The sequence below is a fragment of the Pelagibius sp. Alg239-R121 genome, from assembly GCF_947331435.1.
In the GTDB taxonomy this organism is placed as follows: Bacteria; Pseudomonadota; Alphaproteobacteria; order Kiloniellales; family Kiloniellaceae; genus Denitrobaculum.
The window spans coordinates 341737-363884 of the sequence record NZ_CAMZOF010000001.1; the positions used below are offsets into that span (position 1 = coordinate 341737).

Genomic DNA, 22148 nt, shown 5'->3' on the forward strand with positions numbered 1-22148 from the left:
CCCGCATCACTCAAACCTCTCAAAAAAGGAGAAACAAAATGACTATTGAAATGATCCCCCTTACTAAACTGCGTCCTTCATTGGACAATCCGCGCAAGCAATTCGACGAGGAAACGATTGCAGGCCTCGCACAAAGCATCAAGACAGATGGCCTGTTGCAAAACCTTGTCGCGGCAAAACCGGAGGGGCGCAAACGCATCTACCCGATTATCAGCGGTGAGCGACGTTACCGCGCCTTATCGCTACTGGTGGAAAACGGCGATTTTCCAAAAGATGTCTCCGTGCCCGTGGAAGTGCGCGAGTCTCTTTCTGATTCGGATATCCTGCGTATCGCAGCAGTCGAAAACATCCAGCGGGAAGATCTTTCGCCGTTGGAAGAAGCTGATGCTATCCAAACGCTGGCGGAACACGGCGAATGTCTTGACGAGATTGCCGCGCAAACCGGATTGTCCGAACGCACTATCCAACGCCGTCTTGTCCTGCTTGGTCTCAGTGATGCCACGAAGGCGGCATTGAGTGACAAGCGTATCTCATTGTCACAGGCCGAAGCCCTCAGCCTTGGCAGTCACAGCGAACAGGACGGGTTACTGGATCAGGTGATTAAAGGCTGGTACTCGGCGCCGTCCGACATCAAAGGCCGTTTGATTGGCCAGGCTCCCAGCATGGCGCAAGCGATCTTCCCCAAGGAAGACTACAAAGGGTCACTGACAACCGATCTGTTTGGTGAAGACGAAACCTCTTACTTCGATGATGCCGATGAGTTCTTCCGTCTGCAAAAAACGTCCGCCGAGAGCCTTGTTGCAGAGTATGAGCAAAGTCACGACTGGGCGGAATTCATCGAGGGCAGGTTTTCATCGCTTGAATACCGCGAGGCCGGGGAGGGCGAGTCCGGCGGTGTGGTGGTGCAACTGTGCCCGAGCGGAAAGGTCGAGATACATGACGGGCTGATCCGTAAATCCATCGATGCTTCTGTCTCGAGGGCGCTGAACACCAAAGCGACCTATGCCAAACCCGTCTGCGAATACTTCGCCATGCGCAAAAGCGCCACCTTGCAAACCGAGTTGCTCTCCCATCGGCGCAAGGCCAAGGAGATCGGTGTGGTTACGATGATGTTGCAGTGCGCGGTTCACGGCTGCTACGACTATCTGGCAAACAGTGACGGGGATGACGCTTACATCAGTGCCATCGAAGCTGAAGCGGCTGCTTTATTGGATCTACTCGGTGAGGATACACACGGTCAGGACGCATTCAATACCCTGTTCGGCCTCGGTTATTCGAAGGCACAGGCATACGAATGTATTCAGCGGCTTGACGATGATGGGCTTGACCGCCTGTTTGCCTTCTTCTCGCTGGTTCGGTTCGGACAGGAAGATTGCGACAGGCTTGATACCAACAAAGAGAGTCTCTTCAACCGCGTTGCAGGTGACATCGGTATCGATATGCGTAAGCACTGGGTTCCCGATGCATGGTTCCTCAGCCGCAGAACCATGACCCAGCTTCAAGCCATACTCCGTGACAGCGGGTTATCCCGTCTGTTTGGCAATGGAAACGGCTATAAGAAATCGGAACTGGTGCCCATGATGGTGCGCTACTTCTGCAAGGTGCGGAATATGCCCTCGCCCCAGCCTGACCAGCTGCAGGCGCGCGACTGGCTTCCCGAAGCGATGCAGTTTCCCGCCATTGACCCGGACGCTGAGCCTGCGCAAAGCGAAGCGGAGGAAAGCGCCGACGATCTTACCGAGGCCGCATAGCGCGATCTCAATAAAGCTCAAAGGAAGGGCCGTGTGGCTGCACGCGGCTCTTTCATTTGCGTTGCTTTAGAATGATACATATTTCGATATCTTTTCCAGATATGATATCGAGAGATGTATCGGTGTTTGCATCATATCTCGATTTTTGATATACTTAAATATATAATTCCTATGATCGATGCAGAAAAGAATATCAAAATGAGTTACGATGCACAGGCAATCTCCAAAAGACTGCAGGACGCCCGCGCGGCAAAAGGCCTCAGCCAGCGCGAATTGAGCAAGCTGGCAGGCGTTCCGCAGGGTCAGATTTCCCGTATTGAAGCGGGCGCAGTTGATCTCCGTCTTTCCAGCCTTGCCGCCCTTGCGCATGCCCTCGATCTGGAACTGACACTCGTGCCGCGTAAAGCGTTGCCTGCTGTCCATTCACTCATTCGGCAGGCCGCAGGAACGCGCTCTCAAGCGACAAGTGCATTCGAGAAGACGAAAGCAATTCGAAACACTTTGGCTCACAGTTCAATATTCAGGCAGATAGAAGACGAACCGAAACCAGCTTATTCGCTCGATGAGGATGATGATGGCTGATATCTCGACCCTCAATGTCTTCCTGCACGGTCAAGCAATCGGCACGCTCACCTATCTCGGAGGAGAGCGAACGCTATTCGCGTTCAATGAAGAATACATCGCCGATCCGGAACGGTCGACACTGGGCTTGCGCTTCAAGGACAGGTTTGGAGAGCTGATCACCGAATTCCGGCCCTATCGCATCAAGCTCATGCCGTTCTTCTCCAACCTTTTGCCGGAAGGACATCTTCGAAAATACCTCGCCGAGAACGCCGGTATTCATACCGACCGCGAATTTTTCCTCCTTTGGGCTTTGGGCCGCGATCTCCCCGGTGCAATTACCGTGCGTCCGGCAGAAGGAGAAGCACAGCCTCCGGCTGAACAACTCGACGCGCTGGATGAGCAGACACGATCAAGCGCGAAGGCAGAAGCCCTGCACTTCTCTCTTGCGGGCGTTCAACTGAAGTTCTCGGCTGTTACAGAGGCATCAGGCGGGCTGACAATTCCGGCAAGCGGTGTCGGCGGCAACTGGATCGTAAAGCTGCCTTCCCAGCAGTATCACGGTGTCCCTGAAAACGAATTCTCGATGATGACGCTTGCCCGCATGATTGGAATCACCGTTCCTACTATTGACCTGATCAATATCAAAAGCATAGGCAACATGCCAGGCGGCATAGACGCCCTTGGTGAAAAGGCATTCATCATCGAACGCTTTGATCGCAGCAGCGATGCGCCCATCCATATCGAGGACTTTGCACAGGTCTTCGATGTCTATGCCGAGGACAAATACAAGCGAGCAAGTGCCCGCAACATTGCCTCAGTTATCGCCGCAGAAGCAGGTGACAGTGATATCGCCGAGTTCATCCGGCGCCTGACCTTTAACACACTGATCGGAAACGGCGACATGCACCTCAAAAACTGGTCGCTGATCTATCCTGACAGACATCACGCCCGTCTCTCCCCGGCCTATGATTTTGTCTCGACGATTCCCTACATCGCGGACGACAAAGCCGCGCTGAACTTCAGCAGATCACGCGCATTCACGGACTACACGAAAGACGAGCTCTTCCATCTCTCCGCCAAGGCTGCCTTGCCACGCAAGCTGGTGTTGGATACCGCCCTAGAAACAGTCGATCTCTTCATGGAGCGGTGGCAGGCAGAGAAGAAACACTTCCCGATGGGTACAGATGTTCTCCGCGCCATCGATGCGCATCTGAAGACTCTGTCAATTGTGCAGGGTGGTGAATGAGGCAGGCCACAGTAAATGCTGGCGGCACAGTTTGGTGTTCACGTTTGCAACGGAGAGAAGGCACCTATTGATCTTCAAGTAATTATTGAACGAAGGAGATTGCCAAGCTGATGTCAGGTCAACTGTTCAAATTGCTACGTCCTCTAAAGCGATGAGCGGGTCAGTCGACCGTTTCGAGTCATCAGTGCCTAGCGCTGCGTATTCAATCTTCTATTTCTTCACAGCCAACTCGGTAGGTGCGGGTTACAGTTCATCAATCAGCTTGAAGACCCGTGGGATATGATAAAGCGGCACTGCCAGCAAGAAGAGCGCGAAGATGCCGCCTAAATAAAACAGTGCCGCTCTAGTGTCCCATTCATCCAACAAGACTGGTATGAAGATAGGAAGGACGAAGAGAAATAGCGCAGCAGGCGCGATCAACAGGATTATTGCTATGAAGACCCCTGCGTATGACCATAAACCGTGAAAAGCATAGAAGCTTGGCAAATTCCCAACGACGCTCTCTCCGATTCTTACTCCAGATAAGTAGCGCAATGCTCTAGTTGTGTAGATCGCAATAGATAAAGCGCAAAATGCCAAAATCCATGGCCCTATCAGGATTGCGTCGCGTAGCTGAAGAGATATCGAGATAACAGGAATATTGATTGTGCTGGATTGCCCAGTTGCCCTCAGTAGAAGTGCGACTCGCTTTTCGTGTGCTACCTTCAAAGCCACACTTGGTTGTGCGAGCGTAAGATTTGCCCTCCGCTGTTTCTCAAGATCGGAAATTTCATTATTCGGTGACCTTATCCACTTGTTCCAAATTCTTTCGGCCGTTGCTCTTCTATTAAGGCTGAACTCGCTGAGAACAAGGTTTTTAAGTCTTTCCAATTCGCGAGTGGCTTTGCTTAAATCTTCTTCGGTGGAAAGCGATGATTGGAGCACCGTCAAGCCTTTCAACCAAGCTTTAATTTCAAGCGTCGACATCCAATGATAGCGCAACGCATCTTCGACCCGGAGGTTCTCTATTTTATCTGCGACGAGGTATGAGCCTGGGCTATGCTCGGCGAGACGAAGCGCAGATTGCCCTTCTAGAAATGGAAACTCTGCTTCCAGACCCATTGGGTCATTTAGGAACATCAAGCCGCCAATTGTGTTGAGGGGGCTGTTAATTGCAAGGCGTTGACTGCTCGAGAGTCCAATCTCTGGATTGGTCATCGCTTTTACAGTGCGGCGAACCTCGGCAAACAACCGACTGCGATTTCTTCTGAGTTCGTCAATCGAACGCCGCTCGTTATGGTAGTCTGGTTGGAGATACATGAAGGAACGAAGTTGAAGTGCAATTTCCAGTGCATCAGACTCCATATCGGAATAGAATTTTATCAGTTCTTCATTGCTACGCTCTTCGATATTATGGGATCTGAAGTCGATGAACGATGTGACTAGGATAAGAGCAGTCAAACTCCACATCAAAATGTAAAAGTTATTGGCTCGACTAAAGCTGTCTTCAGCGGCTTCGAGATGGGTCATGTACTGTCACTCGACAATTTAGAGATTTGAGCTCTCGTGTCGCTTAGGGTTTCATTTCAGACACGAACGTTGAGCACGATGCTTTCTTCTGGCGTTTCATAAGTGTTCTGAGAATTTGGCAACTTATACGTAAAATATTGATATTTATCGCATAAATCACAAAAACGTCACGAGAATTTTTGAACTGGCACAGTCATAAGGGCGCTCTGGAGAGCTACGCACTCAAGACGACCAATTGGAGATTGCATCAAAAATCTCGTTCGTTACACGGCGACCTAGGTTTGCAGTTCCTTGCGTGTAAACATGAGTAGCAACGACCCAACGTTGTCCACTTTTGTTTGAAAAAAAAATGGGTGCGCCGCTTTGCCCCGCTTCGGTATCCACCCGGTAGTATATGAATGCCTCGTCGTAGTCAGTTGATCGGCCTGCATCATACCACTGCGTACCGAATGCCTTAGACTCTCCAGGATACCCAGCGCTTTGGATGAGGGGCCGTGCAGATAAATCACTATCGGTGAAAACCGCATAGCCAAACCAACCGGTGGCCGACCCGATTGTCTTATCGGCCGTCTTTATCATACCGAGATCGTATTGCTCGTCTCCCCGATCAACCCAACCAGCGAGAGCATCTCTTTTCACTCCGTAGGTTTCGCCGAATGGCGCAATTCGTCCGTCGCGCCCAGGAATCACCCGGATATTCCTCGCCCAGGACTTAGAATGTCGATCGAAAACATTGTGGCCCGCGGTGATCAGGGTGTCAGGGCCCGAGAACCAAGCGCTACCTGTCGCTCTCGAGCCGTTTTCATAGACAATTTCCAGATGGCAAATACTGCGAAAGGGAACACGCGACGTATCGTTAATTTTTACCCACGGCTGCCCCTCGAAAAAGGCATTTTCGGGCTGTAGCCACTTTCGCACTCCTTTATCGAGAAGAGTGTTGGAAGAGGTAGTGCATAGCACATCCGACAAAGATGTCTGATCGACAATTTGCGATCCATAGCCATGACTATAGGCACGACTTAAGGGGAAATCCGAAACCCTTTCCAATATTCCGCCAAGATGCGTTTCCGTCATCCAGCTTCTTTGTATCCGCCTTTCACGCTCCTGCTCCAATGGCTCACGCTTTTGCGAAGAATGATCCGGCCCTGCGTGGACGGGTACTTTAAGTTCTCCCTGCGTAACATCAGTTCCGATCGCATAGGGGTTTTCGTCATCTGTGATTTCAAGATGCACTTTTGAATCGTCAGCCATAACTACCTTCCTGTTCCAGACGAACCGGTTGTCGAAGCTCCACTGGGTGCGCCACCATTCTCTGGTGCTTCGGCCTCTGGCTGAACTGTCTCGCTTCCAAATTGCAACCCTGCGTTCCCCACCGAGAGGTTAAACAGCATGGATCCTGGCTTATAGTTTTCCTGCTTTAACTTTGCCTCCCTTGCTTCCTTCTTCTTTGCGTCAAGGTTGATTTTTTTGTCGATCAGGGTTGAGCGCGCATCAAAAAGCTCTCCTTGCTTTGTTATGCCTTGTATGAATGAACCGACGAGCTCGAAGGGAAGAGCTGCAAGGCGTTCGGCTTCACTACCGTCTGTAACGTACTTGTAGTCGACGAGCATCCCATTGTGCAGGCTTACGTCGCTTGACCACTTGGTAAAGACGCCACGCTTAACCGCAGCGGCGTAAGTCGGGCTGCCGTTAGGCAGGTACACATTGGTTTGTTGGATTGTGTCGTCGAAAAATCGTGCCGTGACGGTGTAGGAAACAGGCAAGCGGTAACAAAAGCCGACACTGCATTTACTGCTATCATCGATAGGGTCTAGCGCCTTATCGGCACCAAACGACCGTACGACGGAAAGCGCCACAACAGAACCTTGCTGTCCTAACAAACTTTCGGCTTCTAAGAGGAAAGGTTTTTCCGCCAATTCCTCCCGATCAATCGACCCAAAAGCTCCTAGGATTGCCTGATTGATTTCACTATTGAGGATGTCAATCTCGCTGACCAAATCTTCGGAAACGGAAGGTTTGGTCAAGGCCTCGAGATCGACCTCTCGACTGAGCACTAACTTGCCATCGGCGGGCTGGCTTTGCGCGACCAGAGCGCCCACTGATTTAAGGGCGTTCTGAGCAGCTTCATCCAGGCGCCCGTCTGATTCGTAGTTGAGTGTGTTCAAGAGCCCAGTTCTACTAACCTTCGCATCGAAAGTCTCAGCGTGAAAGGGACTGTAAATTGACTTCAATCGATACCGGTGTTGTTCGTCGGCGATGTAGACAGGCTCAGACGCAGAAATTGATATACCATCGCCATTAGTATCGACCGATACGAAGAGTGGAAGTTTTGTCGTCGGCAGGAAGTAAACCGGACCGAGGTTGTTATCGTCTTTGTCACCAACCGCGACCGAACTGACACCTGTACAAGACTGAAGACTTAATGTTGTAAAGCTCAAGGCGATGAGCGAGAGCTTGATATTCATGATGCCTGCCTCCCCAATGGGGTATTCGGCTTGCTGAGTTCGACAACTTGCTCTTTCTTGCCAGGAGGGATGAGATAGCCCACGGCGAAAACAACGATTGTTGTGATTGCAGCCGAAACCCCAGCAGGAATTTTTATTGGATCACTTTCGACCTCCACAAACCAGATCAGGACTTGCACGATAGCCGCACCAAGGGCCGCTGCTGTGACCTTCTGTCCAGGAGAGTTAGAATTCATACGGAACATTTTTTTCCTCCCTTAACTTGAAGTTCGAAATTATCGAACTTCAGGATTTTAAAGTTTGACGCGAATTGAACTGTCGTTGCTCACTACCCAATGGGATTGACGTCATCGACGAACTTGATGAGGTCGGCCATTGTGAAGTTACCGGCGTCGCTTCCCGGAAGTTCAGGACGCCAGTTTGAGCGTTGCCAGAGAAACGACCCGTGATCTCCATGCACCAAACCAAGGAAGGTCTCTGCGATAATTGTCGAACCCACAGGTCCAAGCCGTTGACCCCCGTGAAGGACCTCGGCTTCTTTGAGAATGTAGTACCAAAGAGGCGTATTCGCCTGCAGCCCATGCTCCTGAACGACGGCGCCATCCGGTCCGCTGATTAGGTCTCCTGCAGAGAGCAGGTCGGCTCCAATGAACGCTGCAATTGCCTGGCCGGAAGGTAGTCTGAGTTGAACGCCGCGCTTTAGGTTTCTAAAGGCAAGGACACCCTGCAAACCGGATTCTCCCGGTAAACTGTGCAGATCAGAAGCAAGTTTCGGATCGATCAATCGCGAAGCGTTGACTGGCGTGCCGTCCAATCCAAGATCATAAAACCGACGCCAATCAATGATCCAATTCCCAGGGAGCGAAGCGAGTTTCCCGCCAGGAATGCCCGGTGTTGGGTCAACGCTGGGATCATTAACTAGATCACCTACGATCGCACCGGACTTGCCAGTGAACCCGAAGAGGAGACGAAGAGTGGCTGGCGTTAAGCCGCCTTCACGGAAGACCCTGTTGAAGTCGTAAACCTGCCTAACCATTGAATGGCCTAGGCGATAGGCCGCGGCAGAAAATTCGACGGGCATGAAGGGAGTGGTCTTGAAGCGGTAGAAACGGCGGCCTTCATGTTTGATCTTTCGGATCAATCCCGGTTCTGTCAATCGCTCGACAAAATCGAACAGCACAATCCACTGATAGTGCCAGGCAACGATTCGACGAGCTTCTGTATACTGGTCTGCACCGGTGAGATCCGGGCGGTTTGACGAAAGAAAATCGATCACCGCGTTATGAAACTTCAAAAAAGCGAGATGCGTTTGAGCAACGACGAGGTTCTCGTCATTGCGTTCATCTCCGATGAGGGGGCGACCGACGCGGTTTCGCGGTAGGTCATTTGGCAGTGGGTTTGGGATGTCCTGCTCTTCGCTTGGCAGAGTCACACCCAAAAGGAACTTGTTACTTGGACCATATGGCGTCCTTGACTTTCGAGCGTAAAGCTCAGGACGAACGCCGGGACCATCGCCGTACAATGAGTCGAGATCCAATGCAGGAGTCCGAAAGTTTTCGGTTATTGTCGGATCGGTCGCCTGATCGGATATTGGCGTCGTATCCAGCGTAAGATCGTGATCAACAAATTGTCCTAAATAGGTGAAGCCTGCGGGGATAGTGCCGTTGTCTCCCGAAGGCGCTGTTCCAGGCTGGTCAAGCATTGACGCAGCGAGGTCAGCGAGCTTTGCGTCCGACACCTGGAGAGCAGGGAGATTGGGAAACATTCGCCCGAACTTCCCTGGGTCGCTGTTGGTCGAGAAAGCGTCGAGAGTAGAGATATCCAAATCTCGGGTGCTGCTACCATGGTTGTTTGAATAGGACATGTGCCACCTCCATTTTTTCACTGTGTTTGAAGAACACTGTTGGTCCTGTCGAAAAATCCGAAATCAACAGCGACTAAGTTGACTGGCTCTCAGCAGTTCTTGAGAGACGACAGTAATTGTGCTCGGATCGGAGGTGCGATCTGCTTTTGGTCGTGCGGTCCGGACACTTCGAGCAAACCAACGTTCAGTGCGAACGTTTAAGGCCTTCGTCTATCAAAGCACCGTAGAATTAAACATTGGAAACTCGGTTTCGCGTGAGTTAGTAAAGAGTTATTAATTCGTTATTTTGGTTAAAAATATAAAAGAAAGCCTCGCTACAATATGTAGCGAGGCTTATTGCATTCGTTGACGCTCAAATAGATAGATCAAGTCTTATATCTACAGAGATTTCTAAGAGCTTTAGCGCGGAGGTTAATTGAAACGGAATGCCAGCCCTAAGTTCGATTCCATCTAGCATCCGCAAAAATCACCAGCCCATCGCCTCCGCGTTCCTTGTTGGGTGCCGGAGCTCCCTGTGCATGGGCAATCAATTGCGCTTTTGCGTTCGCGAAAGTAGATTGGCCATCAGACATTAAATCCGCCAGAAAGCGTGTGACCTGAGGCGCGGCAACACTCGTTCCATTGATTGGAAGACTTGATCCTGAAAACGTCCCGGAAGCTAACACACCGGGTTGGGATCGCGAGCGATCGGATACTGCTGAAACGTCTGGCTTGAAAGGGACATGTAGAAGATTTTGTTTTTCATCTCCGCGTCCCGAATAGCGTGCTATCGTCACTGAATTCTTCGTATAACCCGCGACAACGATAGTTCGTGAATTCGTGGAGAGGCCGCTTTGTGTGCCGCAACGCTTGACGACACTGTTATCTTGGTCTTCCAATTCCAACCGCCCTTGCTCGTCAAATCTCTTGTAGTTCGGGTCGTCAAAATAGGACTGACGGCCATTGGTGCGATATCGATAGGGAGCTTCGTCGCGCTGTACCCAAGCATCGATCTGTTCGCCTGGCCGTAAGAATGTCTCGACAATCACCTTCCAAAGGCCGGCGGGTGCTCGTTGACGGGTACTATCGAAAATCTCTGTAGGCGCTACGGCAATGAGTATCCGTTGTCGATCGGAATTGGGATTGTCCAGAGTAACTCTGGCAATCACATCGCCGTTTGGACCATCACGCAAGAGCTGTGCCTCCCCGGCCAGGGCTAGAGTTGTCGAAACGCCCCCAGGTGGTGAAATTTCCACTGTCGGTGTCGTGTCCGCCGGTATCCAGATCTCTAGATAGCTCGAGGTTTGATCGCAGGGTTGAATCCGCCAAGGCAACGACAGAAGCTGGCGCGCATCTCTTCCAATTTCACTACAAGCGTGTTGGCGATTTAGATGGCGGTTTCCCGCAGGCAGAACAACTTGCATCATTACGCCTTTGCCCGCTGTTTGATCGTTGGCAAGCTCCTTCTCTAAGATTTGTTCAACCTGCCCTTTGCTGTTATGCGGCCCTCCACTGATCGCGTAACTGAAGTTGATGACAACTGGCAGGCGGTCGAGTTTCAAAGCAATTCTCATCTTTTCCGCTTGCTTTCGGATAAATTTGACCGCGGCGGTGACGAAGGGCACATAAGTGGCCCCCGAAGTTTCCTGTGTCATTAAAAATGGTAACTGGACTGTAATCATGCGCCGAAGATGTGATTTATCGAAGCCCTTTTCATCTGGTCCGTAACCAGCAGCAAGATCCGCCATATGGGTTCCGTGTGACGCTCGTCTTACCAGAGCAGACTCGTCAAATGCCTTGTCTTTGACCAAGCCGAGCTGTGAAAGAACTACTGCTTCATCGGCACATGCAGCGCGTTTTTGATCAATTTCAGTCGAGGTGATGACCTTACCGTAGGGAACGTCGCCAGCACTATCGGCGTCTTGCACCCAGGCGTAATCGACACGAGATCGACCAAGGGCATCGACGAAACGATCATTGGCGATGTTGATCCCATCGTCGATCACCGCAACAATCACGATTTCCTTTTTCTCTTCCTCTGTCAGTCCCTGTAGAGCTGGCGGCACTTCGTAAACGGCCTTTGAATCCTCAGTTCCATTTCTATTGAAACTCCTTTCTCGAAGCGGCATCGGGAAACGCACATCTTCACGAGCGCGGGCTGGCGGTGCAGACGGCCCGCGTGCGGGCGACGCACTCACTGGATTACCCGGAGCGAGCTTTAGATCGATCGTTCTGGCAAAGTCTTCTGAATGATCGTTTGGTCGTTTAGCTCTCTTACGGACCGTAAAATCCTCCCCAAGTCCAAGAAGCCAATCGCAGTAAGGATCACCGCATTCGGGTGTGGTGGAGTCTGGAACCCAAGTTAATGTTGCCATTTTCTTATCCTCCGAGAACTCATGCCCACTCTTCGAGCGCTAAATCCCACAGACCCTTCAGTGGCAAACAGACGTCTTGATCTCCAACACTTAGTTCATTCGATCCGACCTTAACGACATTTTTGACTGGGTTATTATTTTCTTTGGAATAGTCGACTAGTTGTGCAGAAACACGCTTCAATTCGCTGTCGAAGTTAAGCAACTTTTGGTAATCGAAATCCTGTTCACCAATTCCGGCTGCATTAAAAGTAGCTGATTTCAGATTTTTACTTGACCCGGTGGCCCTGTCAGCAAGGTAGTGTCCTAATACTACTCCCATCATTGCGCCTGCAATACTGTCGATCGGGAAGTGAACACCTGCGACCGTTCGATTGACCGCGATACGCGCGGCTTGGCGCAAGAGCATGTCTTCGACGCCCGAATTGACAGTGGAACTAACGAGACGAGAGAGCATTGTTGCGACAGCGAAGGCCTCGGTCGCATGGCCACTTGGCAATGCCCCGTGACCCGGAGTCTGGATCATTGGTTGAACCTGTGACGAGAAGCGGTCGGGGCGCACACATGCTAAGGAGTGCTTCGCACGCTTTGCCGCCATCGTCGCAAAGAACTGCGCAACTGTAATCAACTCCAATGTGTATTTATTTTTTTCCGGATAGATGCCAAGAACATTTGCGAAGAACGGGGTGGGATAACCCAGTTGCGAAACAATTTCCGCCGCACGATCCACGCGGAGATCGATGTAGTTGCGCACAACTTTCATTTGTTCCGCGAAGTCGGTCATCGAAGGACGAATGAGTTTAAGCATCTCCTGTCTTTGTAGGGTAGCCGTTGCACCTAAATCACCGCTTTCAGCCACGTGATACATGACAATGCCAGGCAGCTGATTATTATCGATATCTAATTTCGAGTCGGAAATCTGCTCAAAAGCCACTCGGGACAGCAAGTCAGCTTCAATCGTAACTGCCCGCACCTGTGGGTCCCAAGCCTTGATGTTGGCTGAGGCATTTCCCCTCATTGGTGAAGGAGTTGCCACTTCAAAGCGACCAGCGATGGCGTCTCGGGCTGTTATCAGGGCGCCGGTGACAGCCATACTGCCGCCGCTCTCACCACCGCTTGCACCACTAGCGCCGCTTGCGCCGCTTGCGCCGCTGGCTCCACTTGCACCGCTCGCTCCACTTGCAATACTTGCAATAGACATTGTTTATCTCCCCAAGATTTAGTTTGTTGGCACACCAGATTTACGAAGGGCCTCCGCCCATTCACGCCCTGTGGCGAAAAGGGCGGCTGGATGATCCTTCAGATAACCCTCAACAGTCAGTGAAGGCTGGAGCCGAACCAGTTCAACGGCTGAAGTGAGAGCTTCTTCTGTTCGGCCCAGTGACTGAAGCGCGATTGTCCGTACACGCAGTGTTGAGATGTGTCGCCTGTTGGCCTTGAATGACCGGTTCGCCAATTCGAGCGCGCCGGTGAAATCGCGCAAGGAAAGCCGGGCAGTGGCCGCAAGGCTATCGTATAGGTATTTGTATGGATCGACCGGCGAAAGCCTTTGTGCCCGATCGGTACAAGAGACAGCTTCGGAACCTTGGTCGACAAAAGCATGCATCGTCCCTTTGAGCAGCCATGCGAGCGCATTGTTGGGATCAAGCTCGATGGCTTCGTCAAAGCGTGCAGCTGCGACATCGAAGCGCTTTACCAGATTGTTCTGAACAAATCCGTCGACCGCCAATGAAAAGGCGCATTCCGGATCGATGTCGAGGGCACGCCGACCACTGTCCGCAGCAGTTGCTGCGTCTCGGGCGAAATCCACACTCCAGCCTTGACCAACACTCAGCACGTACCACATCGCGAGCCAGGCATGTAACGCTGCGCAGCGTGGAGCGCGTGAAATGAGTTCCTCAAGTCTGGGCCTAGCTTGGGAAAAGCTACCGAGTGCCTGCCGGTGCATGAGAGCAATTGCGGAGACAAGAAGATAATGGCTCTCTACGTCATACAGTTGCCGGGCATTCGTGGTTTCGATCGATGCCGACACCACTTCTCTGCCGATAGCACGTGCCAGTAAGTAGGCAACTTCATCGTTGCCGTCGACGAACTTAGAGACCTGCCCGGTCAGATCTTGAGACCAGCGTAGGGTTCCGCTTTCCACGTCCGTAAAGTCAACGCTCAGATGGTAAGCATCGTTTCGTACTCTGACTCGCCCAGAGAGCACATAGTCGACCCCGATACTCTGCTGAAGGTCACCCAATGTGATGACTGTCGTATCGACGTTCCGACAGGAAAGATGGGAAATGACATTCATGAGCGTTGAGCGCGATAGAGCGCGAGTAGCTTCCTCAGAAAGCATATCCCCAATCAGAGATTCGTAATCGCTTCCTGGCTTGCTCTGTAGTGGCAATACGGCGATTGTCGGACGGATATCAGTTATCTGGCGCGATGGTTGCACCAACTCAGCGATGGCTAGAACTGGGTTGGAGTGGCGATAGTTATTGAGCCATGTTTCGAATGCCGGTGTCGCCACACTGAGGCCTTCGAGGAATGTGCCGTCAGACTTATGTCCGACCAATTCCCACGTATCGGGCACTAACTGTATGTCGTCGTTAGTTGTCTTTAGCAGCGTTTCAAATCGGTCATCGAAGAGCTTCTTTAACTCGCTAAGCGCCCCTCTTAAGCTCAGCCTCTGATGCTCCGCACCAGATCTCCACAACATATCGCCAAGATGAGCTCGTGTTCGACGCCCATCCGGCGCTGTCGCAAGTAATGCCAACAACGCGCGCTTCTTGTTACCAGCAATTCTGACTTCTGTGCCGTCAGACCATTTTGCAGAAAACGGGCCGTACAAACGTATCTGCAATTTTGGGACACCGATAATCTTTGGCATTACTGCTTCCCCCAATATTGGGGAGAGTTTCTAACATAAATTTACTCTTGAAAAGTGTTCTAACGATTAATTAACGGATTTCAAACACCTGCTCCGCGGACGGGCGAGCAATATTGAGACTGCTGGAATCAACGATTGGAATGCACCCGTGGTCGATTGGAAAAGTGAAACAGACGACAGCATACGTGCTGACAAAATTGAGAAACTTCGTGACCTCAGCGACTTCTGCCAGAACTGGCCCGAACTACGTGAATTTTTAGATCCAGACACTGGGCACAATGCTGAGGCAGTGAAATCGAAACGTGCGATCGTAAGCTGGCTTGTTTTGCTCGCAGATCGTATCTGCGCAGCGGACGAAATCTAGCTCTATCGACCGCCGTGCCCAGCATCGATTTTAACAGTATCGGTCTCGGCTAACGACAAAGGATGGAGGCTTAGTGGCTCTGATCTTTGGAGCTGTGAGACTCAAAGAAAGTACAGGTTTTACAAACTTACTTACAGAATAATGGAGGAAAAAATGGCTTGGAATTTACCCGATAACTACGATCCACCTGCACTTGAAAACTTGAAACGCCACTTTGCAACTATGCAGTTGGGCGTGAACTCTACCGCCCTAAGAATGTATCAGATTGTTGTGAAGGGCAAAGTCCCTATTTATGCGGACGACTTTGATGAAGTCCACGTAGTTACGACTCGAGAGGAAGAAGGTATTACATCTTCTCAAGCACGAACCGCGTTCTCAAGGAGCTGGGTGCCGAGCGAGCATGTCGCGGCCATGACTGATATAGCCATGCGTGATGGCCAATCCTACTACGCGGATTAACTACCAAAGTTTATACTCGGTTTGCGGATGCGGGGAAGTTTCCTCCTGGGCGCCCGCATTCGCAAAACCGATTAAAAATGCAATTCAAGGGCTTTCCAGTGAAGGATTGTTTGTCAGTGTGCGTGACTTCCGCTTGCGTTTATGCTTGCCACCGCCATCGGGTTGCTGCTTCCGCAGCCCGAGATAAAACGACACATCCTTCCTCAAGTCGTCCAATTGCTTTGTCGCCTCGCGCCTCATTGTGCGCAAGTCCTGTTGCAGGGTGCGGCGTTCCGATAGCTGCCCTTTGATCAGTTTTTCGCGCTCTAATACATCCCGTTTTGCGGCATTTTGCGCCTCCATTTCGTTCTGCTTTCTGATTTTTCGCGTTTTACCACTGATCCAGTCCCACAATCCCAACACGCCTTTTCGGAACCGCGACGCCCGTGCTTGGGCTTCCATATCGGCACGTGCAGCCAGCTTTTCTTTCAGCGCCTGCCTTTTTGCGCGTTGATCGGTCCGCAGCACCGCTTTCTTCTGCTGGATTGCCTTCGATGTGCTTTCGGCTTGCGCTTCAACGCTGCGGATCAGCTCCTTCAGCTTGTCGGTCATCCGGCCGGTGATTGTTTCTCTTGCCTGCGCGACGCTTTTCAATCCGTCAGGGTCCCCGAGCTTCGCCTTAACCGCGCTGGTCCTTTCGCCCGTCAAACGCGCTACCGGGTACACTTCTCCCCGCCAATCCACTGCAACAAAAGTACGCCTATCTCCTCGTGCGAGCACAAAGCCTTGTTCTTCTATCGCATGCGCAAAGGCGGCGCGGCTGTCCGATACCGCCCAGCAATCCATGAATGTTAGTTTCAAGGCACGCGGGTCCTGCTTTGTTCGCTTGGCTTGTTGCCATTCCGCTTGTGTGAAGTTCAAAGGATTGCGCTTTGTCCTGTCTCGTAATCCCTTGGGTAGCCGCCATCCATGCTCAAGAAAGAGTTCTCGTGATACGACCTGCAGCTTCATCTTGAAGTACGGCAGGGTGATTGCTGTCATGCTTTCGACATTGATCCGCGACCAGACAACATGCGCATGCCGACGGCCTTCCTTCTCATGGAAGACAATCGCGCGTGGCTGGCCGTTCAGCTTGAGCCTTTGTTCGATTGTCTCTATAGCGTCCTCAAAGGCCTCTACGGGTACGTCCTCCGTTTCCGGCGGGTTGAGGCTTAGCGAGAACAGGAACTGGCGACAGCGTGTGCCTTTGGCCACCGCATCGGCCTCTTGCAACGCCCCGCGCAAATCCCGAGAGGATAAACCCCGCAGCTCATGCACCTCGACATGATCGTTTTCATCAAGGCGCAGCAAATGGGCGGCCAACTTCAACGCGCTGCCACGTTGAGAGCCTTTGAGGATCATTCAGATTCCTCTACCGGATATCCGAGCGCCCGCATCAACTCTGCCCGTATGGCCAACACAGCGGCACAGGCCTTGATGATTTCCTGCTCAGTCTCCTCGGTCAGGGGAAGCGCACCGATTGACGCCGCTTTGGCAAGCTCATCAAGGTTACTGACCAATCGAAGTTGCCCGATCATCCCCAAAACCTGCGCGAGGGCCGCATGATCCTTCACAGGGGCATAACCGCGCGTCCGGCGGGGTTTCAGATCACCTTCAAACAGCTTTGTCTTGATAAATGCTCCAAGAGGCGTGCCTGCCGCTGCAACTTCAAGCTTTTGACGCTCTTCGATATTCAGGCGCAAGGAAAAAGGTGGATCTTTCTTTCGCCTGCGGCGCGGCTTCACATTCACCGCAACCGCGAATGAATGTTCTACGTTTTCAGGGGGACTCTGGTTCGGGAGATGGCTCATGGTTCCATCTCCATATGTGGGAATTCACTATGCTTTAGCTGGTGTTCCCAGTCCTGCAAAACCTCGAAGAGTTGGTTCGATTCCTCTACTTCAAGGCCCACCAAATTTCCACAAAATTTGTCCCCACCTCGGTTGGCTATTTGCTATCGAGGCCTCGCCGATATCCCCCAAATCTGATCGCTGCGCAGTGCTGCATAGAATTCCATGCGTTCAGCCTTCGAATTTCTCGACTTCCTCTACCAAGATTGGTGCAGCGAGGCTGAGTGAATGAATACCCATGATCGTGGTCAGCTGGATCGTCTCCAGAATCTCCTCTTTCGTCGCACCCGCTCTTAGCGCGTTCTGAATGTGCCGCCGGACACCGGGGCCATGCAAATGGGTCGTTGCGGCATTGATCGCGATGAAGATCAATTCCTTATACTTCTGCTCAAGTGGCCCCTGACGCTGAGGGACAGAACGGAACGCCAAAAAAGCCTCCAGAAAGTCGGGATCCAGTTCTCGAAACTGATCCCAAGCCGGGTTCCAGTCGCCGGTCGCCTTTTGGGCGTCCATATGCGGATATTTCTTTTGATCGTCGGACATTGGACTCATCCCCCCCGGTGTTTGAAACTGTCGCGGCGGAAGCTGTAGAGCGCCGCCGGGTCGACCGCGACATCGACAACTGCCGGTTTGCCGCAAACCAGCGCCGCTTCGATGGCTTCACGCATCTCATCAAGTGTTTGAGCCCGGAACCCGGCAGCTCCATAGAGCTCTGCAACCTTATCGAATCGTGGGCTACTTATGTCGGCACCGATATAGCGTCCGCCAAAGAAATCACGCTGATAGGCTTTCTCTGCCCCCCAGCATTTATTGTTCATCACCACCGTGACCGTATTGATTTTGTGATCGACGGCGGTGCTGAGTTCCGACAGGGTCATCCCAAAGCCACCGTCTCCCATCAGACTAACCACGGGACGTTCGGGCTGCGCGAGTTTCACGCCCAAACCGCAGGCAAAAGAGAAGCCGACCAACCCGAAGTCGAGCGGCGTGAAGAGGCTTTTTGGATGCCAATAGTTCAAGGCATCCGTCGCCTGAAGACACAGTGTGCCCGCGTCCATGGTCACAGCTGTATCCTTGGGCAAAACCTCGCGCAGCGCCTTGAATAGACCAGACGGCTGGATCGGCAGAACATCCGTGGCGGCATCCTCATCCCGCGTCGCAAGATAAGCAACGCGTTCAGACTTGTAGGCTCCGGTCCAGGCTTCAACTTCAGCTCTTTTGTTCATGGATGTGATGGCTGCGCGCAGCTGAACCGCTGCAGTTGGCGCATCCGCCCAGATACCGACTTCGATGGGAAAATACCGGCCAATGGCGGTCGGCTCGAGTTCCACATGAATGATCGCGGCATCCTCGTTGATGTTGTCGTAGCTGTAGAAGGTTGCATTGAATCCGATCCGCGTGCCGAGCGCGAGGATGACATCGGCCTCCCGCACAAGTCGCGACGCGACAGGGTTGCCGCGCGGTCCCATCTGGCCCGCGTTCAGGGGATGGTCGAAGGGGACTGCGTCACCGTGACCGGGAGAGGTAACCACCGGTGCATTCAGAGTCTCGGCCAACTCCATCGCCTGGACATGACCGCCGGTGTTCTTAATCCCACCGCCGGCGATGATGACGGGGCGCTCAGCGTTGCGCAGCAATTCCGCCGCTTGAGCGATGGCGTCTGCTGCGCCTGCGGGCACGGATTGGGAACGGTAAGCTCTGGGCTTCTGAAATGCGGGAAATTCAGCAGTCGCGGACAGTACGTCGCGCGGCAGGTTTAGCTGGACAGGGCCCTTACGCGGCGTCATCGCGACTCGAAAGGCTTCGCGGAACATTTCCGGTACCCGGTCGGCACCCGTGGCCGTCCAGGTCTTTTTCGTGATCGGACTGAAGAGCGCCTGCTGATCGACCTCCTGAAAGGCATCGCGATAGACATGCGACGAGGAGAGAGCGCCGGCGATGGAGACGATCGGCGTAAAGGCCGCAGCGGCCTGCCCCAGACCCGTCACGAGATTTGTCGCGCCCGGGCCATTTTGCCCTGCAAGAATGACCCCAGCATTACCGCTGGCACGTGCATAACCATCGGCCATATGGGTACCGGTGCGCTCGTCATGGACCCCGACAAAGTTGATTTCGGATGCGTCGTAGAGCGCATCGAACATTTCCATGGTGGCCGAGCCGATGAGTCCAAATACCTGTTCGACCTTCTCCGCCTTCAGGGATTCGACAGCGGCCTGACCGCCCGTAAGCTTTTTCATCTCGGGTTCCTTTACGTCTCTATACCGGCACATCATCGAGAAACGCCTCGAGGGCCGCAGCAAAAAGATCGGGCCTTTCCACCACCCCCATGTGCTGCAGACCAGGCACGATGACGGTCTGCGCCGCTTCGATTTCAGAGGCGATGGCGTAGGACATCGCCGGTGTGCTGCCACTATCGTTTTCACAGGTCATCACCAGTGCGGGCAACGTGATCGGCGGATTCGGGCGGATGAGTTCAACCACGCCCTTCGCCAGCACTTGCCGATGCAGTGCATAGTTTTTTGGATCATTATCGAGCACGAGGCTGCGCACCTGCTCGATAATCTCCGGCCGTTCGGCCCGGAACTCAGCCGTAAACCAGCGTTCCAGTGTTGTTTCAATCGTCGCCGCGGGCCCGCCCGCTTCGGTTCGTGCCGCCCGCTGCTCGACCAGCGCCTGCGCTTCCGGGCTCCGTTCGTGCGGCGAATTCAGGATGCCGAGCGCCGTGACCCGGTCAGGAAAATCCATGGCGAATCGGCGGTTGATCATGCCACCCAGCGAAAAACCCACGACCGCTAAGCGGGCAATCACCAGTTCATTCAGGAGATCGCGCAGCTGTTCGGACAGAACCGTCAGCGAAGGCGTTCGCTCAGGTAATGCACTTTCCCCATGACCACACAAGTCGTAGGTCAGAACGCAGTAATGTCTGGAGAGGATCGGCAAGTAATCGTCCCAGGTCGCACGCGTCAGGCCAAGACCGTGGATCAGCACGACAACGGGTGCATTCAGCGACCCGTGTAGATCGTAGGCCGTTCCCTTGCTGCTTAGTTTGGTCATCTGTTGCCGCCCTTCGCGACCCTGCTGCAGAACCACCGAGCTGGCTTAAACGCCGGCTGGATTATCCAAATCCAGGTTGTATTCTCTCAAGTCGTCTTCGCGGCAGCCCAGCCGGTCATGCGGACGGCCTCCGACCGAGGCGCCCAGCGCCACGATCAGTTCATCATGGGCAGGAGCGTCGGGGATCGACAGCTGAATCGTCAGGTAATGGGACCGGCGACCGCCATCGTGCTTATCCATCAGCGGGATGGAAATCGGCGCGTTGGCGCCACCCCGGGTGTTGGAGAAAGCCAGATAGGTCTTGGCCCCGACGGCCGACCGGTATTGATTGCCGAAGGGCACGGTGTGGATCAGCGCGGCGGCATGCTCCATCTCGCCACCCATGCCGACGACGGAACACTTCCCATAGGCTTCGACCGCATCACCCGAGCCTGCGGCCTCCACTATCATATCCGAGAGTTTTTTTCCTATGACGGGAGAAATCTCACGGATCTCAGGACGCAGATTCTCGACAAATCCGCTACCGGCCCAAGGGTTCTTCAGTATCGCAACAGCGGCAATCAATTTCAGTGGACGTTCCGCGACACGGCCACCGTCTACGAAGGTATCTTCCACATGCAAAAGGGTGCGGCGTATCTCCAGAGGCATTTCATCGTCCTGTCGTTGGCAGTCGGACTGCAGAATTGGGGTCAGCCGAAGGCCGGGATAACTTCATTGCAGAAGAGCTCAAGCGAGCGTTTCTGTTCTTTCAAGCCGAGTCCCATGCTGGCGTAGTAAATGAACTCGTCCACGCCGCGTTCCTCATAGAGTTTCAGCTTTGCGATCGCCTCATCCGGCGTGCCGAACATAAGGTTTTCGGTCAGCATCTGCGGGTCATATTCGTCCCGGTTCTCGAGCTCTTCGAGAGGGATCTGTCTTGGAAACCCGTTCTCCACATCGCCGAGGTTCTTAAAGAGGTTCTCGAACTGCCCAAGCTGGCGCTGAGCGGCCTTGACCGGAACGTCTCGTTCCGACGCCGTATCGTAAATTGCGGTGTGGCGCATCATCGCGATGGTGGGACGTTTCAGTCCAGGATTCGCCGCCATCGCCTCTTCAAGACGCTGCAGATAAAGATCCACTTCGGCCATGGGCCGAGTCAGCGGCCAGGACATGATGTTGTAACCATTCTTTACGGCATAATCGAAGGTGATCGGCGCGCGTGCCGCGACCCAGATCGGCGGATGCGGCTTTTGAACCGGCTTAGGCACGGAGGTCGCGGTCGGAAAGGTCCAGAATTCGCCGTCATGGGCGTAGTCGCCTTCCCAGAGAGCTTTTACCGCCGGCAGCATTTCGTGCATGTAGCGCCAGGCGTCCGACTGCTTTAACCCAGGCGCCATTCGGTCGAACTCGCGCTGATAAGCGCCCGAACCAATACCGAATTCCAGCCGGCCGCCGCTGATCAGATCCGTAAAGGCTGCCTCGCCCGCCAGCTTAATCGGGTTCCAGTAAGGCGCCACGGCTACCGCCGTACCCAGCCGGATGCGATCCGTGTGGCTCGCCCACCAGGTCAGGATTTGAAAGGGATTAGGCGCAATTGTCATTTCGAGCGCGTGATGCTCAGCCGCCCAGACGATGTTGAAGCCACCACGGTCGGCCATCTGCACCATGTCCAAGGTGTGCTGACGCACGTCTTCCATAGCGGTGTTGCCGTCCATGCGCTCCATATTGATCGCGAGTTGAAATTTCATCGATATCTCCCATGGTGTTCAGCGGCGGCAGGCTTCTTCACTGACGCC

At 53.2% G+C, this 22148-nt stretch carries 19 protein-coding genes; 4 read left to right on the forward strand and 15 right to left on the reverse strand.

The genetic code is table 11. From position 1 onward, the window contains the following. Positions 1 to 38: 38 nt before the first annotated feature. The 3 genes from QMZ18_RS01490 to QMZ18_RS01500 all read left to right on the forward strand — a co-directional run bounded on the left by QMZ18_RS01490 (position 39) and on the right by QMZ18_RS01500 (position 3561). Positions 39 to 1751, forward strand: coding sequence for a ParB/RepB/Spo0J family partition protein (locus QMZ18_RS01490; RefSeq protein WP_282604455.1), 1713 nt, complete (start codon positions 39 to 41; stop codon positions 1749 to 1751). A gap of 171 nt (positions 1752 to 1922) precedes the next feature. Next, the gene (locus QMZ18_RS01495; protein WP_282604456.1) at positions 1923 to 2333 is read left to right on the forward strand and encodes a helix-turn-helix domain-containing protein; all 411 of its coding nucleotides are present in this window, start codon (positions 1923 to 1925) and stop codon (positions 2331 to 2333) included. Next, the gene (locus QMZ18_RS01500; RefSeq protein ID WP_367575936.1) at positions 2323 to 3561 is read left to right on the forward strand and encodes a type II toxin-antitoxin system HipA family toxin; all 1239 of its coding nucleotides are present in this window, start codon (positions 2323 to 2325) and stop codon (positions 3559 to 3561) included. Before QMZ18_RS01495 ends, QMZ18_RS01500 begins: the two co-directional genes overlap by 11 nt. Positions 3562 to 3804: 243 nt before the next feature. Here the strand turns inward: QMZ18_RS01500 and QMZ18_RS01505 are convergent, their stop codons facing one another. The 8 genes from QMZ18_RS01505 to QMZ18_RS01540 form a co-directional block, all read right to left on the reverse strand. Next, positions 3805 to 5070, reverse strand: a complete 1266-nt coding sequence (locus QMZ18_RS01505; protein WP_282604458.1) for a hypothetical protein — start codon at positions 5068 to 5070, stop codon at positions 3805 to 3807. A gap of 222 nt (positions 5071 to 5292) precedes the next feature. After that, positions 5293 to 6321: a serine protease gene (locus QMZ18_RS01510; RefSeq protein ID WP_282604459.1), complete on the reverse strand. Its 1029-nt coding sequence runs from the start codon at positions 6319 to 6321 to the stop codon at positions 5293 to 5295. 2 nt (positions 6322 to 6323) lie between these two features. Then, positions 6324 to 7535, reverse strand: coding sequence for a hypothetical protein (locus QMZ18_RS01515; RefSeq protein WP_282604460.1), 1212 nt, complete (start codon positions 7533 to 7535; stop codon positions 6324 to 6326). Next, entirely contained in the window at positions 7532 to 7780 is a 249-nt protein-coding gene (locus tag QMZ18_RS01520; protein ID WP_282604461.1) for a hypothetical protein, read from the reverse strand. The genes QMZ18_RS01515 and QMZ18_RS01520 overlap by 4 nt, the downstream gene beginning before the upstream one ends. Positions 7781 to 7863: 83 nt before the next feature. Further along, positions 7864 to 9399, reverse strand: a complete 1536-nt coding sequence (locus tag QMZ18_RS01525) for a heme peroxidase family protein (RefSeq protein WP_282604462.1) — start codon at positions 9397 to 9399, stop codon at positions 7864 to 7866. Between the two features lie 434 nt (positions 9400 to 9833). Continuing rightward, positions 9834 to 11753, reverse strand: coding sequence for a S8 family serine peptidase (locus QMZ18_RS01530; protein ID WP_282604463.1), 1920 nt, complete (start codon positions 11751 to 11753; stop codon positions 9834 to 9836). A 19-nt stretch (positions 11754 to 11772) separates the two neighbouring features. Then, complete coding sequence (locus QMZ18_RS01535) at positions 11773 to 12951, reverse strand: phosphatase PAP2 family protein (RefSeq protein WP_282604464.1); 1179 nt, start codon at positions 12949 to 12951, stop codon at positions 11773 to 11775. Positions 12952 to 12969: 18 nt separating this feature from the next. Continuing rightward, the gene (locus QMZ18_RS01540; RefSeq protein WP_282604465.1) at positions 12970 to 14331 is read right to left on the reverse strand and encodes a hypothetical protein; all 1362 of its coding nucleotides are present in this window, start codon (positions 14329 to 14331) and stop codon (positions 12970 to 12972) included. A gap of 814 nt (positions 14332 to 15145) precedes the next feature. Between QMZ18_RS01540 and QMZ18_RS01545 the strand changes: the two genes are divergently transcribed. Then, positions 15146 to 15451, forward strand: a complete 306-nt coding sequence (locus tag QMZ18_RS01545; RefSeq protein WP_282604466.1) for a hypothetical protein — start codon at positions 15146 to 15148, stop codon at positions 15449 to 15451. An 84-nt stretch (positions 15452 to 15535) separates the two neighbouring features. On the opposite strand, the gene QMZ18_RS01550 is transcribed toward QMZ18_RS01545, so the two are convergent. The 7 genes from QMZ18_RS01550 to QMZ18_RS01580 form a co-directional block, all read right to left on the reverse strand. Next, positions 15536 to 16831, reverse strand: coding sequence for a relaxase/mobilization nuclease domain-containing protein (locus tag QMZ18_RS01550; protein ID WP_282604467.1), 1296 nt, complete (start codon positions 16829 to 16831; stop codon positions 15536 to 15538). Further along, positions 16828 to 17280: a hypothetical protein gene (locus QMZ18_RS01555; protein ID WP_282604468.1), complete on the reverse strand. Its 453-nt coding sequence runs from the start codon at positions 17278 to 17280 to the stop codon at positions 16828 to 16830. The genes QMZ18_RS01550 and QMZ18_RS01555 overlap by 4 nt, the downstream gene beginning before the upstream one ends. Before the next feature lie 210 nt (positions 17281 to 17490). After that, positions 17491 to 17862: a carboxymuconolactone decarboxylase family protein gene (locus tag QMZ18_RS01560; protein ID WP_282604469.1), complete on the reverse strand. Its 372-nt coding sequence runs from the start codon at positions 17860 to 17862 to the stop codon at positions 17491 to 17493. Between the two features lie 5 nt (positions 17863 to 17867). After that, complete coding sequence (locus QMZ18_RS01565) at positions 17868 to 19556, reverse strand: thiamine pyrophosphate-binding protein (protein ID WP_282604470.1); 1689 nt, start codon at positions 19554 to 19556, stop codon at positions 17868 to 17870. A gap of 19 nt (positions 19557 to 19575) precedes the next feature. Then, a complete protein-coding gene (locus QMZ18_RS01570; protein WP_282604471.1) occupies positions 19576 to 20373 on the reverse strand; it encodes an alpha/beta fold hydrolase in 798 nt (265 codons plus the stop codon). A 45-nt stretch (positions 20374 to 20418) separates the two neighbouring features. Further along, positions 20419 to 21021: an amino acid synthesis family protein gene (locus QMZ18_RS01575; RefSeq protein WP_282604472.1), complete on the reverse strand. Its 603-nt coding sequence runs from the start codon at positions 21019 to 21021 to the stop codon at positions 20419 to 20421. 41 nt (positions 21022 to 21062) lie between these two features. Then, complete coding sequence (locus QMZ18_RS01580) at positions 21063 to 22100, reverse strand: LLM class flavin-dependent oxidoreductase (RefSeq protein WP_282604473.1); 1038 nt, start codon at positions 22098 to 22100, stop codon at positions 21063 to 21065. Between the last annotated feature and the right edge of the window lie 48 nt (positions 22101 to 22148).

Coding starts and splice junctions, on each gene's coding strand:
- QMZ18_RS01530 (WP_282604463.1), bottom strand. CDS start 11,753: ATGGCAACATTAACTTGGGTTCCAGACTCCACCACACCCGAATGCGGT.
- QMZ18_RS01550 (WP_282604467.1), bottom strand. CDS start 16,831: ATGATCCTCAAAGGCTCTCAACGTGGCAGCGCGTTGAAGTTGGCCGCC.
- QMZ18_RS01510 (WP_282604459.1), bottom strand. CDS start 6,321: ATGGCTGACGATTCAAAAGTGCATCTTGAAATCACAGATGACGAAAAC.
- QMZ18_RS01520 (WP_282604461.1), bottom strand. CDS start 7,780: ATGTTCCGTATGAATTCTAACTCTCCTGGACAGAAGGTCACAGCAGCG.
- QMZ18_RS01560 (WP_282604469.1), bottom strand. CDS start 17,862: ATGTCCGACGATCAAAAGAAATATCCGCATATGGACGCCCAAAAGGCG.
- QMZ18_RS01565 (WP_282604470.1), bottom strand. CDS start 19,556: ATGAAAAAGCTTACGGGCGGTCAGGCCGCTGTCGAATCCCTGAAGGCG.
- QMZ18_RS01495 (WP_282604456.1), top strand. CDS start 1,923: ATGATCGATGCAGAAAAGAATATCAAAATGAGTTACGATGCACAGGCA.
- QMZ18_RS01490 (WP_282604455.1), top strand. CDS start 39: ATGACTATTGAAATGATCCCCCTTACTAAACTGCGTCCTTCATTGGAC.
- QMZ18_RS01545 (WP_282604466.1), top strand. CDS start 15,146: ATGGCTTGGAATTTACCCGATAACTACGATCCACCTGCACTTGAAAAC.
- QMZ18_RS01515 (WP_282604460.1), bottom strand. CDS start 7,535: ATGAATATCAAGCTCTCGCTCATCGCCTTGAGCTTTACAACATTAAGT.
- QMZ18_RS01555 (WP_282604468.1), bottom strand. CDS start 17,280: ATGAGCCATCTCCCGAACCAGAGTCCCCCTGAAAACGTAGAACATTCA.
- QMZ18_RS01535 (WP_282604464.1), bottom strand. CDS start 12,951: ATGTCTATTGCAAGTATTGCAAGTGGAGCGAGCGGTGCAAGTGGAGCC.
- QMZ18_RS01505 (WP_282604458.1), bottom strand. CDS start 5,070: ATGACCCATCTCGAAGCCGCTGAAGACAGCTTTAGTCGAGCCAATAAC.
- QMZ18_RS01570 (WP_282604471.1), bottom strand. CDS start 20,373: ATGACCAAACTAAGCAGCAAGGGAACGGCCTACGATCTACACGGGTCG.
- QMZ18_RS01525 (WP_282604462.1), bottom strand. CDS start 9,399: ATGTCCTATTCAAACAACCATGGTAGCAGCACCCGAGATTTGGATATC.
- QMZ18_RS01580 (WP_282604473.1), bottom strand. CDS start 22,100: ATGAAATTTCAACTCGCGATCAATATGGAGCGCATGGACGGCAACACC.
- QMZ18_RS01500 (WP_367575936.1), top strand. CDS start 2,323: ATGATGGCTGATATCTCGACCCTCAATGTCTTCCTGCACGGTCAAGCA.
- QMZ18_RS01575 (WP_282604472.1), bottom strand. CDS start 21,021: ATGCCTCTGGAGATACGCCGCACCCTTTTGCATGTGGAAGATACCTTC.